We start from the raw sequence: 15158 nt of genomic DNA, 5'->3' as shown, positions 1-15158 counted from the left end.
CCCTTTCCTGTACAGAAAGAGGCATTCGTCATTACGATTTTGCCTCTCATCTTTCAGAATAACTTCTGAATGGAATTAGCACCGTGCCTTACATTAGGCGCAGAAATTCTCTAGCTGCGCCTCGTTTCACAACGATATTACGGTCGGTTGCTGGGTTTCATCGGGCCATATTTCCCTCCACCTGCTCTTGATAAGAGTATAAAAGATTCATTTTTTGAAATATCTTGAGCAAATACTAGCACCGATTATAAAAAAGTGTCAATCTTTTTTTTAAAACTTTTCATCTTTTTAAGGTTAAAAGAATTTTGTCATATAACGTAAAAAATTCTCTGTTGACAGATAAAACACCTGGTGACATAATACAATTGTGCAAAAATTTAAAACGATAATCATAAATTTTCTTATCAAGAGCAGGCGGAGGGACGAGCCCGATGAAGCCCGGCAACCGATTCTAAATGAACACGGTGCTAATTCTTGCAGCAATCATGCTGACAGATAAGGAGAAGGTTCTATCACTGCGAACTAACCCTCTTCTTATTGATTAAGAAGAGGGTTTTTTATTGTCAATGTTAATTCGAAATCATCAGGGAGGGTTCTCATATGGGAGATGTAATTGCAACTTATCAAGTATACGCAAGACCCGGTTCATTAGAGAAAAAAGCAGAGGATATCGCTTTAGGATTAACGATAGGCTCGTGGACAGCGTTACCATTACTTGAGCAAAAACAATTACTAAAACATAAAGGCAGAGTCACTGCACTACAAGAATTTTATGATGATGAACATCCCAATCGATTCGGTGAAGTAAGGTGCGAAATTAGTATCGCCTACCCTACATATAATTTCACATTTGATATTCCAGCAATCTTAACAACTGTATTTGGAAAGTTATCTCTAGATGGTGAAGTAAAATTATTAAATCTGGAATTTGATAATGAGGATCTTTCCCGTTTTCCTGGACCAAAATTCGGTATAAAAAATATAAGATCGAAACTAAATATTCAAGACCGCCCATTACTTATGAGTATATTTAAAGGCATTATCGGCAGGGATATTCACTTTTTAAGAGAACAGTTAAGAGACCAGGCTATGGGGGGCGTTGATATTGTAAAAGATGATGAAATTCTTTTTGATGTCAACATCTCTTTTGAAGACCGAATTATCGCAGGTAAAGAAATACTAGATGAAGTCTATGAAAAGACTGGAAAAAGGACACTTTATGCAGTCAATTTATCTGGGAGAACAATGGATTTAGTAGATAAAGCAAAACATGCGAGCGAATTAGGTGCGGATGCATTATTATTCAATGTTCACACTTACGGTCTAGATATGCTCCAAACACTAGCTGAAAACAATGAAGTGCAGTTACCTATCATGGCACATCCTGCATATAGTGGGGCCTATACTTCTTCAAACTTCTATGGTGTGGCTCCTGATTTATTACTCGGTAATCTTACTCGCTTAGCAGGCGCAGATTTCTCTTTATTTCCTTCTCCATATGGTTCTGTTGCCATGGAAAAAGAAAAAACCTTAGCTATCGCTAGACAGTTAACCGAAGAAAATGGCTTGAATCAGGCATTCCCGGTCCCTTCAGCAGGCATTCATCCAGGTTTAGTGCCGTTGCTTTATCATGACTTTGGCAATGATTGTATAATTAATGCTGGCGGCGGGGTCCATGGTCATCCTGAAGGAGCAGCAGCTGGCGTGAGAGCTTTTAGGCAAGCCATTGATCACGTCATACAACAAAATACTCATCGTGCAACAAAAGCGCAAGAATTAGAAGCAGCATTAGCAAAATGGGGAGGTACGTCATAAAAGATGACAAAACCAATGATTTTTTGTGATTTCGATGGAACAATTACGAATAACGACAACATTGTAAAGATTATGGAGCATTTCGGTCCTATTGAGGCAAAACAGATCAAGGAAGATATTTTAGCTCAAAATATCTCTATCCAAGAGGGTGTTAAAAATCTCTTCTCACTTTTACCAACAAGTAAAAAAGAAGAGATTATCCATTTTGTATTAAATAGTGCAGAAATTCGTGAAGGATTTTCAGCTTTTGTTAGATATACACATGAAAACGGTATCCCTCTTTATATTGTTAGTGGTGGGATTGACTTTTTTTTAGAACCAGTACTTGAACCTTATGGGCCATTTACGAAAGTATTTTGCAATCACGCAAGCTTTGCTTTAGAAACAATAGATATTCACTATCCACACCAGTGTGATGAACTATGTTCTTCACAAGGTTGCGGCTGTTGTAAACCAACCATTATTAGAAAACACTCTTCTCCTGAACACTTTAATATTCTTATTGGAGATTCGATTACAGACTTTGAAGCAGCCAAAATAGCAGATGCCGTACTTGCTAGAGATTTCTTAATTCAAAAATGTGAAGAAACTGGTATTTCTTATACACCTTTCGAAACCTTCCATGATTGCATTGAATACCTCGATGAACTAGTTGGTGCGAAATCATGACAACGTATGAAACAAAGTGGGATACATTAGCTGATATTAAAGATGAATTAGCAGCCAGAGATTGGTTTATGGGTACTAGTGGTAATTTATCCATTCGCGTAGATGAAAACAGCTTTTTAGTCACTTCAAGCGGACTTGATAAAAGAAAGAGAACAGCTAATGATTTTTTATTAGTAGACTTAGAAGGAAAGCCCCTAGAAAACACGTCATCTAAACCTTCAGCTGAGACTTTATTACATTGTGAAATTTATAAGAAAACGTCATCAGGAGCAAGTCTTCATGTTCATACAGTTGCTAATAATGTTATTTCTGAGCTTTTCTATCAAGAAGGTGTAGTATCTTTTCAGCATCAAGAGTTAATTAAAGCATTTGGACTATGGGGAGAAGATGATATACTCACCATCCCGATCATTCGCAATGATGCGGATATCCCTACATTAGCGGATCACTTTTCTGCTTACGTCAGCAAAGAGAAAGGTGCAGTCTTAATTCACAACCACGGGATTACTGTTTGGGGAGTCGATGGGTTTGAAGCGAAAAAATTATTAGAGGCTTGCGAATTTTTATTTCAATATAAATTATCTCTTATTCAATTAAAAGGAGGCGTTTTACATGGCCATTATTAAATTCAAAAACGAAGAAAAAGTGATTACTGATCAACAAGAGGTATCTACATTTTTAACTGCACAAGAAGTCATCTATGAAAATTGGAACATTGAGCAATTAGAAGTGACATTACACGAAAAATACGATTTATCTGATGATGAAAAGCAAGCCATACTAGATGCATTTTCAACTGAAATCAAAACCATTTCTGAAAAGCGCGGCTACAAAGCTGCAGATGTTATTTCACTTTCAGACAGTACGCCAAATTTAGATGAATTATTAATTAACTTTCAAAGAGAACACCATCATACCGATGATGAAGTCCGCTTCATCGTAAGTGGGCATGGAGTCTTTATTATCCAAGGAAAAGATGAATCGTTTTTTGAAGTCCATTTAGATCCAGGTGATTTAATTTCTGTACCCGTAAACACGCGCCACTATTTTACTTTATCTGATGATCGAAAAGTTGTTGCTATTCGCCTCTTTGTTACACCAGAAGGTTGGGTACCTGTTTACGAGAAAGAAAAATTGAACGCTTAATATCAGGGAGGCTCCTTCATAATCGGGGGCCTCTCCTTATTTCTCTAAATAATAGATAAAAAATTCGCTCCATTCTCCACTATCAAATGAAAATTGAGACTGTTTCTCTTCATATTTAAAACCAATAGATTCTGCTAAATGAATGGAGGCGAGGTTATCACTATCAATATGTAATTCTATTCTTTCAGGTTGTAAATATTCAAAAATAAAAGGTATGATCGTTACTACGCTTTCTTTTCCATATCCTTTTCGCCAATATTGATTGTGAATTGCATAACCAAGTAGTACTAACTCCTTGCCATTCCTCTGTGTTCGATACAATTCTATTTTTCCTATATGTGCACCATCATTTTCTCTAAATATACCAAACTCAGATAATTGCCAGGCATCATCTTGCTTGCTCCATTGCTCGATTTTCTTCTTGAATTTTTCTTTAGTATAAGCAGGTAAATCTTGTGGGCGTCCTTCATCATGACGTGATTGCGATACTAAACGGTTCTTTAATCCCGCTATCCAAGCTTCGTAATCTTCATACATATACGATCGAATGACGAGACGGTTACTTTTCAACTGCATGTCTTTCGCTCCATTCTATCAGAAATTAGGACCGCCTTTTTATAAGTTATTGTGAGTAGATACTATATGTGTACAAGTACTCTTCCTCTCGTTTCTCCTTTTAAAAGCAATGGCAAGACATGCTCAACTTCACTCAATGAAACTTCTTGAAAAATAAACTGATCAAACGGAAGTTTATCACTTTCTTCCGCTAATAGTTCCCAAGCTTCTTTCCTCATCTCCATTGGACAAAAAACGGAATCAACTCCCAAGAGACTCACCCCACGTAAAATAAAAGGAAAAACCGTCGTAGGTAAATTCGTTCCAGCAGTTAAACCACTAACCGCTACGGCACCCCCATATTGAATTTGGCTTAACAAGGATGCCAATGGCTCTCCACCGACAGGATCAACCGCTGCTATCCATTTTTGCTTGCTTAATGCGCTTATCTTCCCATCATACACTTCTTCCCTTGTAATCACTGAAGAAGCTCCTAAGTTCATTAAGTAATCACGTTCATTCTTCTTTCCAGTGCTTGCAACGACCTCATAGCCACGGTTAGCTAACAAGGCAACGGCAAAACTCCCAACGCCACCAGTAGCCCCAGTAACTAACACCTTCCCACTATTTTCAGTTAGACCATTCTGTTCTAATTTTAATATGGAAAGAGCCGCTGTTAATCCAGCTGTGCCAATCGTCATTGCCTTCTTTAATGTAAGTCCTTTTGGAAGTGGCAGTACCCATTGTGCAGGTACTTGTGCATATTCACTATACCCCCCGTATCTGGATACACCAATTTCATAACTCGTAGCAATGACTTCATCACCTTTGGAAAAATCAGGATGTTGAGATGAAACAACGATGCCCGCTAAGTCAATGCCCGGTACCATTGGATAGTCTTTAACGATATTTCCATTAGGTATACTAGCTAAACTGTCCTTATAATTTACTCCGGAGTATTTTACTTGAATTAATACTTCTCCTGCAGGTAAATCCCTTACCTCAAGTTGACGCAACTGGATAGAAAAATCTTTATCATCTTTATCTACAACTATTGCTTTAAAACTCATTACTCTTCCTCCACCCTTCCCTTTAACTTCTCAAATTGGCTTCATTGACCCTATACTCATTTCTACTTCATACATGGCAATCGCTTTTATCACGGCTTCTAAATGCTTATCAACGTAAATTTGTTCCTCAACTTTTGTTTATGCGCCAGCATGAAATCTCCTTTTTCAGACATAGCAACATCCCCTCTTTTGCCGTTCTTTCACACTCATTCCCGTTCCTTAAAGCATGAAACCATTCAAATTAGTTTTATTCGTTTGTTTAAACCCTGATTCCTTGTCCTACAAGGGATTCACTCAATATTATTTTAATTCCAAAACTAATATACCGTGTACTTCTTCAATTTCACCTATTGAAGACAAATTTCACCCCACTGTTAACTTTTTTATTAGATGTCATCATTAAAGCGTCGTCTGTTCTATGCTCCATCTCCAGAAGTGCTCGATTAGTTGGGGATCACTCGCCCTTTTAGAGACATGGGCTTTTTTCTTGTCAATATAGTACTCACCTGATATCCCTTCTACATCCGGACTCGTGGCTAAATAGATGGCCGTTTCCGCCCCTTGCTCTGCTGTTTTAAAAAATGGCACCAGTAATTTTACCACTTTGCCACCAAATCCTGTTTCTCTATCCACACCTATGTTTGTTGCAACAGCTCCTGGATGAAGTGCATTCACTGTCACATTTGTGTGTGCTAATCTTTCATGTAAACCTTTCATAAATAATAAATTGGCTAGCTTCGATCTTCCATAACCTTTTGCTACATTAAAACCCTTTTTAAAAAACGGATCTGCAAAATCCATTTTCCCCCATTTATGAGCACCGGAAGATACAATGACAATTCTTGCAGTAGCCGAAGCCTTTAAAGCTGCTAATAATTGCTTGGTTAAATGGAAATGACCGAGATGGTTTACCCCTAACATCATCTCAAATCCATCAACTGTTTCTTGCCTTTTTATTGTCACTACACCTGCATTATTGATTAAAAGATCTAAATGATGATACTTACTAAAAAAGGTTGCCACAAAATCATCGATGCTTTTGATAGAACTTAAATCACAGAGCATTAAATCTACATTTTCTTTTCCTGTAATGGCTTTCACTTTTTGTAGCGCGGCTTCACCTCTTATTTTACTTCTACAGAGCATGATTACTTTTACATTTTTATTTACAAGACCGATTGTCGTTTCTAAGCCCATTCCTGAATTCGCTCCTGTTACTATCGCTACTTTAGCAACCATAGCTACCCACACCTTTCTTATTGTCGTTAAGTATAAATGGTCCAATGATATTTTTATAGTTTTCTGCTTTTATGAACTATAAAAATATAAGAATTTTCAGTATAATTTATACTGAAAGGAGTGTCATATGGAAGTCACCTCTGTTATTCTTGCGATTTCAACAATGGGTATAATCATTGTTTTCGGAGCACTAATCGCTTTAAAGATATCAATCACAGCAGAAATGAAAAATATATTAATGATGATTATTTTAAATCTAGCTGTTCCCTTTATTATATTGAATGGTGTTTTCAATACTAAAATTACGGACGTCATTTTCCAACAAGTCTTTCTCGTATTCGGGATATCCATTGTATTTAATGCTGGAGGTATTATCCTTACATTAGTTCTAGGCCGTCTTTTACACCTTAATCAGCCTAAACAATTGGCTTTACTCGCCGCCCTAGGTAATACAGGTTTCATCGGCATCCCTCTTAGTGCTACATTATTTGGGCCTCTCGGTGGATTATTAGCCGCTGTATTTGATGCAGGGTTAGATGTCGTTCTTTTTTCATTAGGTATCTACTTATTACAAAGCAATCAAAAATTCCAATTTAAACAATTAAAAGCTTTATTAAACATACCTTTATTAGCCATTAGTTTGGGGTTGTTATATGTAATCAGTGGTTGGGAAGCACCGATCATATTCAAGCAACTGGCTTCAATGCTATCTAACTTAGCTGCGCCATTAGCCATGTTATATATAGGCTTTCTGCTTCCAACTTTCTTTCAAGTTGGACGACGGTTTTACTTTCAAGGTTTATGGTTTCCTTTATTAATGAAATTGTTGATATTACCACTTTTCGGCATCATTTGTTTACGTTTTACGTCAATACAAACAGATTTAACTTTCTTATTAGTTATTTTAACAAGTATGCCTACCTTCATGCTGGCTTCAGTATTATTTTCCCGCTACACACAAGAAGAAAACGAAGCCATTATGGTAACGGTATATAGCACGTTAATTTCTATCTTAACCATTCCTTTGATTTCTTGGATAGCAAGCTTTCTTTTGTAATCATTTAATTACATTTTTTAGCCAGCCAAAAAGTTATTTTAGCTGGCTATTTCTCTTCTCATTCACCTGTCTCTAGTCCGTACATATTAAAAAGGGTAAAATCTTAATCGATTAAAAAAATGCGTTGGATTTATCTTCTTCTTATCAACTCAAAAATCCTAGATAATCATTCTTCTGGTGTTAAGAGTAGTCTCTTCCCTTCAGGCTCCCCTAAAGTAGTCTTATGATAATCTCCCTCTACCCAATCCGCCATTTGATTTTGATACCAGTCACTCGATACATGCCCAGATTGACCTGGACCGACGATATGATAAGCCTGCATTGGATTGTTCATATCCATAACAAATCGCCATGATGCTCCGTGATTCACCGTCCCATCATTTTTAAATGCAGCTGCCTTAACAGTGACAGCACTTCCTCCTGTTGCCATACTACCTTGATAATTAAATAAATAATTTAAAGGAGCTACGCTAGATAACGGGTGTGTGAAGGAAACTTGGTGATAATCTCCCCAGTTCCAATTTGCCATATCGCCGCCTTCATCTTCCTGTATTTGTGAAAGTGTTTCCGTTAACGATACAACTAATAATTCATTAATGCCCCCTACATCCTTCACCCATGGCCCCGGGTTACCTGCAAATGCATTACGCAGAAGCTGATCAACAGCCGATCTTTTACCACCAAATAATTCTAACGTTTCTTTTGGAATCTGCTCTTCAAATAATGCTTCTCCTATTTCAACCATCCAGCGATTAAAAATATAAGGAGCAGCAAGATCTTGATGATCTTGATAGTCCCATTTCGATAAGATGTCAAGGGCTGATTGGATGTTCTCACCTTTTTCGTTTGCTAATTGCTTAAGCATCACAGGCACAAATTCTTCTGCCTGAAGGTTCTTTTCATCCATTTGTAGTTCCATCATATTTTCTGCAGTTAATTTATTGCTTCCACTTAATACTTCTTGAATACGCATTTGTCTATATGGTTGCGCCCAATTGTGACTGATATGATAACGGTAATCATCTCCTACCACCTTATTATTGGCTGTAGAAATAAAACCTTCTTCCGGATTGACGATAGTTGGTAATTCGTCATAAGGAATCGCACCTTCCCAAGCATACTCATCTGTCCATCCCGGTACAGGTAATAGGCCATTTCCTTTTTTCCTGATAGGAATTTTTCCATTCGCCTTATAAGCAATATTTCCTTCTCGATCTGTAAAAACAAAATTTTGTGCTGGTGCTTCAAAAGCTGCTAATGCCTCTTCGAATTCTTTCCAATTTTCAGCGTGATTCATATTTAAAATCGCCTCTAGTTCTGTCGTTGCCTCTAATGCTGTCCACTGTAATGAAAGTGCCGTTTCACTAGTAGCAGCATCGGCGGCAAACTCTGAAATAATAGGCCCATGTCTTGTCTCTATGACTTCATAATCAATTGTTTCACTATCCTTTACCTTTATAGGCTCAGCTATCACTTGAGCCTTCTCCCATTTGTCGTTATAAAGAAACAAGTGAGGATCTTCTGGATTTCTTTTTTCAATATAAAGATCTTGCACATCAGGACCAGTATTAGTCACACCCCATGCGATGTTTTCGTTATGTCCTAAAATAATTCCAGGGACTCCGGCAAATATCACTCCACCTACATTCACTTCATCAGACTGTAAGTGCATTTGATACCATACAGAAGGAGTCGCCAACCCTAAATGGGGATCATCTGCTAAAAGACTTTTGCCAGTTGCCGTTTTATCTCCGCTTACCACCCAATTGTTACTCCCATTGAATTCATGTGGGATAACAGCTTGAGCAAAGGCGGTTGAAAAATCTAATTGTTCTTTAGTAATAATAGTTGGTGCCTCTTCTGGATAGGTCGGAAATAAATCATACGCTTTTTCTTCAGGAAATGTTTGCAACAGATACTGTCTAAAAGCTTGATCTTTCCAATGTCCGCCCAAATCAAAGGCCATATACTTACCAATTGTTAATGAGTCAATTGGTTTCCATGCTTCCGGTTTATAGCCAAGTATCGTAAATTCTATTGGCCACTTTCCAGTGGTATGTAATTCCTCTATATAGGCATTTACTCCGTCTGCAAATGCATTTAATACCCGCATCCCCTCATCTGAATATTCAGCTACTGATTCTTCTGCTGCTCTTCTTAAGCCCAAGGTACGGAAATACTTATCTGTATCTACTGTCGATTCACCAATTACTTCACTTAATCTCCCAGATGCCTGCCGCCTACTTAAGTCCATTTGAAATAGACGATCTTGCGCTTGTACATATCCTTGGGAAAAGTAAAGGTCATACTCATTCGTTGCTTCTATATGAGGAACACCCATTTCATCTCGGACCACCTCAACAGCTTGTTGTAACCCTTTCAGTTGAATATCACCATTAACTTGAGGTAACGGGCGATTCAAGAAATAATAAGCGCCAATGATTACAAGTAGAATGAGCCCAAGAAGACTCCCTCCCATCCATAGTAGCAAGCGCTTCCATCTTACATTTTTCTTTGCCTCTGTTTTAATTTCCATCTCTCATCCTCCACCCACTTTCTATCTTTAATAAGATTCTAGAAGTAAATCCTTTTTCCTACTCTATTCATAAAGAAAAGAACAAATTCTTTTAAATAGAATTTGTTCTTGCATCAATGGTAGCTCATCACTTATATTCTCTTTTCAACAAACCATAAATAACTGTGTCAACATAATAATGATAGAGCCATTCGCCATCTCTAATCGTTCCTTCATATACAAAACCAAGCTTTTCAGGTATACGACGACTTTTACTATTTTTAACTGCAGCATGAATTTCTACTTTATTTAAATTAAGCTGAGTAAATCCGTAGGAAATCATCGCTTGCACAGCTTTTGTCATCACACCTTTACCTTCTGCCTGCTGTGAAAGCCAATACCCGATTGTACCTATCCGATTGGCATGATTCAACTTATTATAGCCAATGATGCCGATTAACTTTCCGTTTTCTCTAATACCAACGGTTAAGCCAGTATTTCGATCCATTTGTTCAACTGTATGGTCAATAAACGCTTTTGAATCTTGAACAGATTTTGTTCCATCTACCCATGGAAGCCATTCGCGTAAGTATGTACGATTCTCATTAATAAGCGCAAATAGTTCATCCGCCTCTTCATACATAAAACCCTTCAATTCTAGCTCGTTGTTAATCTTTAACCTTATCATTATCGTTCCTCACCTGATTTCAACATTATTGTGAAAGATAGATGCCCATTTCCTCATTCATCCAATGGAGTGCTTGTTGTTTTAATTTATATTTAGATGTTTCAGTATCGACTAGTTTTGCTGTTTTTAAAATTTTTAAATGGTGATGAGCTGTTGTTTTCCCAAGTGCTAACCGCTCCGTTATTTCTTGTAAACTACATTCGCCTTCAGAAAGTAATTTCACCATTCTCATTCTTGTTTCATCGCCTAATGCCTTGTATCTAAGAACTAATGATGGATTAACTGCATAGGGCTTCGTATCTCTTATACTCTCATCCGATACTGAGTAATAGAATACTTTTGTTTCTTCTATATCAGCTTCAATATTCCACGGCCTGTATGTATATTGGGGAATGAGCATCACATTCTTTACACTTGGTTCGGGATGATAAATGATGCCTCCTGTCGCCCATTCTACTAATTCTTCAGCTGTCATCTTTTTATACATAGACTCTTTTAGCTTTTTATCTTTTTCGAGAATGTTTCGTAGCTGCTTTTCTTCTGGTTTGATAATTGCTTCATACCAGCCTGTCATTACTGTAACCAAATGCCTTTTCAAAAAATCTGCATCTGAAGAGCTAATATATTCAACATATTTTGGAAAGAAAGAATTATTTTCCGTTACTTCCTGCATATCTTTTATCGCTGTTTCATCTGTTGTTGAAGCATCACACCTTAATTGTTGGAAATCCGATCCGATATAAGGTAAACATATAAAGCGTAACGTTCTATCTGATAAATGATTAATATAATCAACAAACATATGTAAACTATCAAATTCTTTTTGATGTAATAATTGTAGCAATGCCTTCCATGTATTGTGCTTTTGGACGATATCTAGTTCATTTAGGAGCTCGTTTGATAATTTTTTTTTAATATTATCCCATTCCTCCATCGGCTTTTCCATATGTGAAATTAAACGCGTATTTGTCACGGCTGCGATTCCGAGGGCACACTCCCATAATAACGATGACTCTATCTTCACTTCATATGTTTCTCTTGCACGAATGGTATGTCTAATCAGTTCCATTTTCATGTGACACCCCTTTTCTATTTCTATATTTATACATTTTATCGATTCCATCTTTATAATTCAATATTTTTAGAATATTGCTTTAATAATAATGGTAATTTACCATACCAAAAGAACTAGTTAATGTATAAAAAAGCATCTCAACATGTAAATAGTAACCTTTTCACAAACGATTACACCTTTCTAAAGAACGATTAATAAGGTACTTTCCTTACCCTTTGCAATAACAAATCAGGTGATTCAACTGTTTCAAACCCAAATCTTTCGTACAACGAATGGGCATCCTTTGTTGCCAACATAAATTTACGAATATCATGTAAATCTGGATGCCAAATGATTGTTTCGACCAACCATTTCGAAAGGCCTTTTCCTCTGTATTGAGGTAAAATAAAAACATCACATAGATAAGCAAATGTAGATAAATCTGTGACTGCTCTTGCAAACCCTACTTGCTCAAAATCACCATCGAACCTACCTCTATACAGCCCAAAAACTAGCCTACTTTCATCAATCGATTTCATCACGACTTCTCTAGGAATATTGATTGACCAATACGCTTCATTATGTAAAAACTGATAAATTAACTCTCTATCTAAATATGATTTATTAAGAGAAATCGTAAATTCTCCCCATTTTTTATCCTTCATTCATTTCTCACCTTTATGCTTAGTCGTAATATGAGCAAGGTGATGGCGCCCATGCCATGCATACATTCCAATTGCTTTCCCAATGGAAATTTGTCCCGATTCAGGATGAACAAACGTGCGCTCCCAATCATGAATAGACAAACTTTTTAGCACAACAGTCCAACGCAAATGAACAGTTTCTATCATACTTAAAGACACTTCAATTGGTAGATGATAGTCTTCTAAACGTGCCCATTGATCTTGTTGATAATCCTTGATCATCGGATTTTCTTCTGTTAACGCTAACTTTACCCTTAAATAAGCATTTAAATGGCTATCTGCTAAATGGTGAATGAGCTGCCGCACTGTCCATCCCCCTGTTCTATAGGGTATATTTAGTTCATCTTCAGTAAGCTCTTCTACAACTTTACGGAGTAGGCGCGGAAATTTCTCTATTTCCATTATCCAAGTATTAATCTTGTTCTCATTAATTTCCTCTTCACATACAGAAAATTCGCCTATTGGATATTGAATACTCATTGCTTCCTTACCTCCTATTCATCTATTTATTTTGTTAACTCTCGTGTAAAGCACCTAATTTAAAAAATTCTAAAAATTCATCCACCGTTAAAAAAGCTGAATCTGGTATCACCTTAAATTCAGTTGTCTTACCATCAGGTAGCCAATGCACACCCGCTGTATAAATATTCGCCTTTAACCCTGCTTCGATATCACAATTGCTATCCCCTAAAAAAATCACCTCGGATGCCGGTACATCTAACATGGATAAGGCTAGAGTGATACCTTCTGGATCAGGTTCTGCTTGCACTACATCATCTCCCGTAACTATACAGTCAAAAATGGTTGTCATATGCAGACATTCTAAAGAAATCTGCAGACTTCTTCTCCCTTTCCCCGTAACGATCGCCAGCTTAATTCCTTCCTCTTTCAAATAAGACAATAAATGGTCAATTTCTCTATTATTATCTACTAGCCTTGAATGGTTGTTCTTATAAACATTATAATAATATTCTATTGCGTCTAATTTCTGATTGCTTATTAAATGCTCTTCTATAATCTTCTTTTCAGAATTTCCTAACCACTCTTTTGCTTCTTTCACAGCTAATTCTCGCTGATCAAATTTAAGAAACACTTCTTGCAATGAATAAATGCACAGTGGCAATGTATTAGCTAATGTCCCGTCAAAATCAAATAAAACCGCTTGTATCGTCATCACCCTCTTCATAGGAATATAAATTCTTAGTTCCTTGTCATATATGTTTTCTTTTTGCCTTCTTAAAGATCAATAATGAGAATATCAAACCGATGATGAATCCACCCAACGCCACTAATAAAGAGATGCTTAATGAATCATTCATAAAATAAGACGCCCAGAAAGCTAATACTGCCAGTGCAAATGGATGTGTCCAGTTCATTGTCCCTCTCCTCTTTTTTGTATCTTAAACATAAAAACGATAGTCATTCGTTTAAACTGTGACCATAACCTTTTATTCCACTTATTTTAATGTATTTACCCATAAAGAGGATCGTACCTAACCTTCCTTATGGCAAAATTGTTTTAAAAGATGAAAAAAAGAGAGGTTGATTCCCATTAATTAAAGTATTTAACATAAATTCTTGTTCATTTGACATTTTTCCTGCAAAAAGCATAAACAGAACAGATGTTTTATTGTAGAATAGAAAAAGACAACTTAGAAAAAGGTGGAATTAAAGTGAATGGTACCGCTCATGCGAGTATTGGTGCTGTTGCAGGTTTTGTGACCGCAAATACACTCCAAGCAACGCCATCGGCCACATTAGCGCTTATTGGTATTGGCACAATATCTGCACTTTTACCAGATCTAGATATCGATGGTAAACTGAGAAATAAAATCACCCTCTCTCACAAATTTATTAAAGCAACTGCGCAAATGATTGGATTGTTAATTATTTTTTATAGTTTTTATGAAGCTACAGCCTTAGATCAATGGGTAAGCATGGGGATTGGACTTGCGATGTTTCTTTTATCTTCCTATATAAAGCAGCGACATATGCTTATCATTACTGGTATAGGAGTCATTGTGTGCGGAATATTATTACAAGAAGTTTGGCTTATGCTCATGGGCTGCTATATTCTTATAGCATCATTTGTCCCACACAGGAGTTACACTCATTCTATTTTAGGTGTAGTATTCTTTCATTTTATTGCTGATTTTTTTCAATTATCGACGGGCATAAATGGAGCTTATATTGCTTGTATGACGGGATATATTAGTCATCTTGCGCTTGACTCCAAACTCCTTCCTTTTAATCGTAGGGGTATTAAATTATTTCTTCCTATCTCCCAAAAAGAATTTTAAAGAACCGAAAATGGTTCTTTTTTTATTTTTCGGGTATAGAGATAATGGAGGCGATTTAAAATGACACTCGTATTAACCATACTTATCTATCCAACTATTGTATTAGCCGCTTCTATTCTTGTGGCTTGGAAAAAACGGAATATGTATCTCGTTCCTTTATTAACAGCAATTATCTTTACTTTACTCTCCTTTACAATCTATAATGGAACCTTTATGATTTGGACAGTATTGTACACAGTTCTTGCAATTTTAACTTCTTTTACAACAAAGTATTTTAATAAACCAACTGCTTAAAAAAAACAGAAGAACACCTTCTGTTTTTTTTTGTAGATTGACTGAGTCTTTT

At 36.6% G+C, this 15158-nt stretch carries 17 protein-coding genes and 2 riboswitches; of the genes, 7 read left to right on the top strand and 10 right to left on the bottom strand.

The genetic code is table 11. The features are described 5' to 3' along the window. Nucleotides 1–43: 43 nt before the first annotated feature. Nucleotides 44–197, bottom strand: a riboswitch (SAM riboswitch). Nucleotides 198–398: 201 nt separating this feature from the next. After that, nucleotides 399–502, top strand: a riboswitch (SAM riboswitch). A 98-nt stretch (nt 503–600) separates the two neighbouring features. Genes U9M49_RS13980 through U9M49_RS13965 form a run of 4 tightly spaced genes read left to right on the top strand, consistent with a single transcriptional unit; the run spans nt 601 to nt 3630 of the window. Then, a complete protein-coding gene (locus U9M49_RS13980) occupies nt 601–1815 on the top strand; it encodes a 2,3-diketo-5-methylthiopentyl-1-phosphate enolase (protein WP_095370203.1) in 1215 nt (404 codons plus the stop codon). A 3-nt stretch (nt 1816–1818) separates the two neighbouring features. After that, complete coding sequence (locus tag U9M49_RS13975) at nt 1819–2484, top strand: 2-hydroxy-3-keto-5-methylthiopentenyl-1-phosphate phosphatase (protein ID WP_307319301.1); 666 nt, start codon at nt 1819–1821, stop codon at nt 2482–2484. Next, the gene (locus U9M49_RS13970; protein WP_095370205.1) at nt 2481–3110 is read left to right on the top strand and encodes a methylthioribulose 1-phosphate dehydratase; all 630 of its coding nucleotides are present in this window, start codon (nt 2481–2483) and stop codon (nt 3108–3110) included. Before U9M49_RS13975 ends, U9M49_RS13970 begins: the two co-directional genes overlap by 4 nt. Continuing rightward, entirely contained in the window at nt 3097–3630 is a 534-nt protein-coding gene (locus tag U9M49_RS13965) for a 1,2-dihydroxy-3-keto-5-methylthiopentene dioxygenase (RefSeq protein WP_307319305.1), read from the top strand. The genes U9M49_RS13970 and U9M49_RS13965 overlap by 14 nt, the downstream gene beginning before the upstream one ends. A gap of 36 nt (nt 3631–3666) precedes the next feature. Here the strand turns inward: U9M49_RS13965 and U9M49_RS13960 are convergent, their stop codons facing one another. The 3 genes from U9M49_RS13960 to U9M49_RS13950 all read right to left on the bottom strand — a co-directional run bounded on the left by U9M49_RS13960 (nt 3667) and on the right by U9M49_RS13950 (nt 6494). Next, nucleotides 3667–4206, bottom strand: a complete 540-nt coding sequence (locus U9M49_RS13960; RefSeq protein WP_095370207.1) for a GNAT family N-acetyltransferase — start codon at nt 4204–4206, stop codon at nt 3667–3669. A gap of 62 nt (nt 4207–4268) precedes the next feature. Next, nucleotides 4269–5255: an acryloyl-CoA reductase gene (locus U9M49_RS13955; RefSeq protein ID WP_095370208.1), complete on the bottom strand. Its 987-nt coding sequence runs from the start codon at nt 5253–5255 to the stop codon at nt 4269–4271. A gap of 399 nt (nt 5256–5654) precedes the next feature. Then, nucleotides 5655–6494, bottom strand: a complete 840-nt coding sequence (locus U9M49_RS13950; protein WP_307319312.1) for an SDR family oxidoreductase — start codon at nt 6492–6494, stop codon at nt 5655–5657. A gap of 127 nt (nt 6495–6621) precedes the next feature. On the opposite strand from U9M49_RS13950, the gene U9M49_RS13945 reads away from it, so the two are divergent. Then, entirely contained in the window at nt 6622–7551 is a 930-nt protein-coding gene (locus U9M49_RS13945) for an AEC family transporter (protein ID WP_095370209.1), read from the top strand. 166 nt (nt 7552–7717) lie between these two features. Here U9M49_RS13945 and U9M49_RS13940 read toward each other — a convergent pair whose 3' ends face one another. From U9M49_RS13940 to U9M49_RS13910, 7 genes are all read right to left on the bottom strand, one after another. Next, nucleotides 7718–10087, bottom strand: a complete 2370-nt coding sequence (locus U9M49_RS13940) for a penicillin acylase family protein (RefSeq protein WP_095370210.1) — start codon at nt 10085–10087, stop codon at nt 7718–7720. 127 nt (nt 10088–10214) lie between these two features. After that, nucleotides 10215–10754 (bottom strand): GNAT family N-acetyltransferase, encoded by a 540-nt coding sequence (locus tag U9M49_RS13935; RefSeq protein WP_095370211.1) that lies wholly within the window; start codon nt 10752–10754, stop codon nt 10215–10217. Nucleotides 10755–10779: 25 nt separating this feature from the next. Then, entirely contained in the window at nt 10780–11823 is a 1044-nt protein-coding gene (locus U9M49_RS13930; RefSeq protein WP_095373511.1) for an ArsR/SmtB family transcription factor, read from the bottom strand. Nucleotides 11824–12020: 197 nt separating this feature from the next. Further along, nucleotides 12021–12473 (bottom strand): GNAT family N-acetyltransferase, encoded by a 453-nt coding sequence (locus U9M49_RS13925; protein ID WP_322910004.1) that lies wholly within the window; start codon nt 12471–12473, stop codon nt 12021–12023. Then, a complete protein-coding gene (locus U9M49_RS13920; RefSeq protein WP_095370213.1) occupies nt 12474–12992 on the bottom strand; it encodes a YfiT family bacillithiol transferase in 519 nt (172 codons plus the stop codon). Nucleotides 12993–13026: 34 nt separating this feature from the next. Further along, nucleotides 13027–13686, bottom strand: coding sequence for an HAD family hydrolase (locus U9M49_RS13915; protein ID WP_322910003.1), 660 nt, complete (start codon nt 13684–13686; stop codon nt 13027–13029). A 37-nt stretch (nt 13687–13723) separates the two neighbouring features. After that, nucleotides 13724–13888: a hypothetical protein gene (locus U9M49_RS13910; protein WP_157733768.1), complete on the bottom strand. Its 165-nt coding sequence runs from the start codon at nt 13886–13888 to the stop codon at nt 13724–13726. Between the two features lie 297 nt (nt 13889–14185). Between U9M49_RS13910 and U9M49_RS13905 the strand changes: the two genes are divergently transcribed. Further along, nucleotides 14186–14812 (top strand): metal-dependent hydrolase, encoded by a 627-nt coding sequence (locus U9M49_RS13905; protein ID WP_322910002.1) that lies wholly within the window; start codon nt 14186–14188, stop codon nt 14810–14812. 60 nt (nt 14813–14872) lie between these two features. After that, complete coding sequence (locus tag U9M49_RS13900; RefSeq protein WP_095370216.1) at nt 14873–15106, top strand: DUF2651 family protein; 234 nt, start codon at nt 14873–14875, stop codon at nt 15104–15106. Nucleotides 15107–15158 lie beyond the last annotated feature (52 nt).

The sequence above is a fragment of the Cytobacillus sp. OWB-43 genome, assembly GCF_034651445.1.
Classification (GTDB): Bacteria; Bacillota; Bacilli; order Bacillales; family Cytobacillaceae; genus Cytobacillus; species Cytobacillus kochii.
This window is presented reverse-complemented; position numbering and strand designations above follow the sequence as displayed.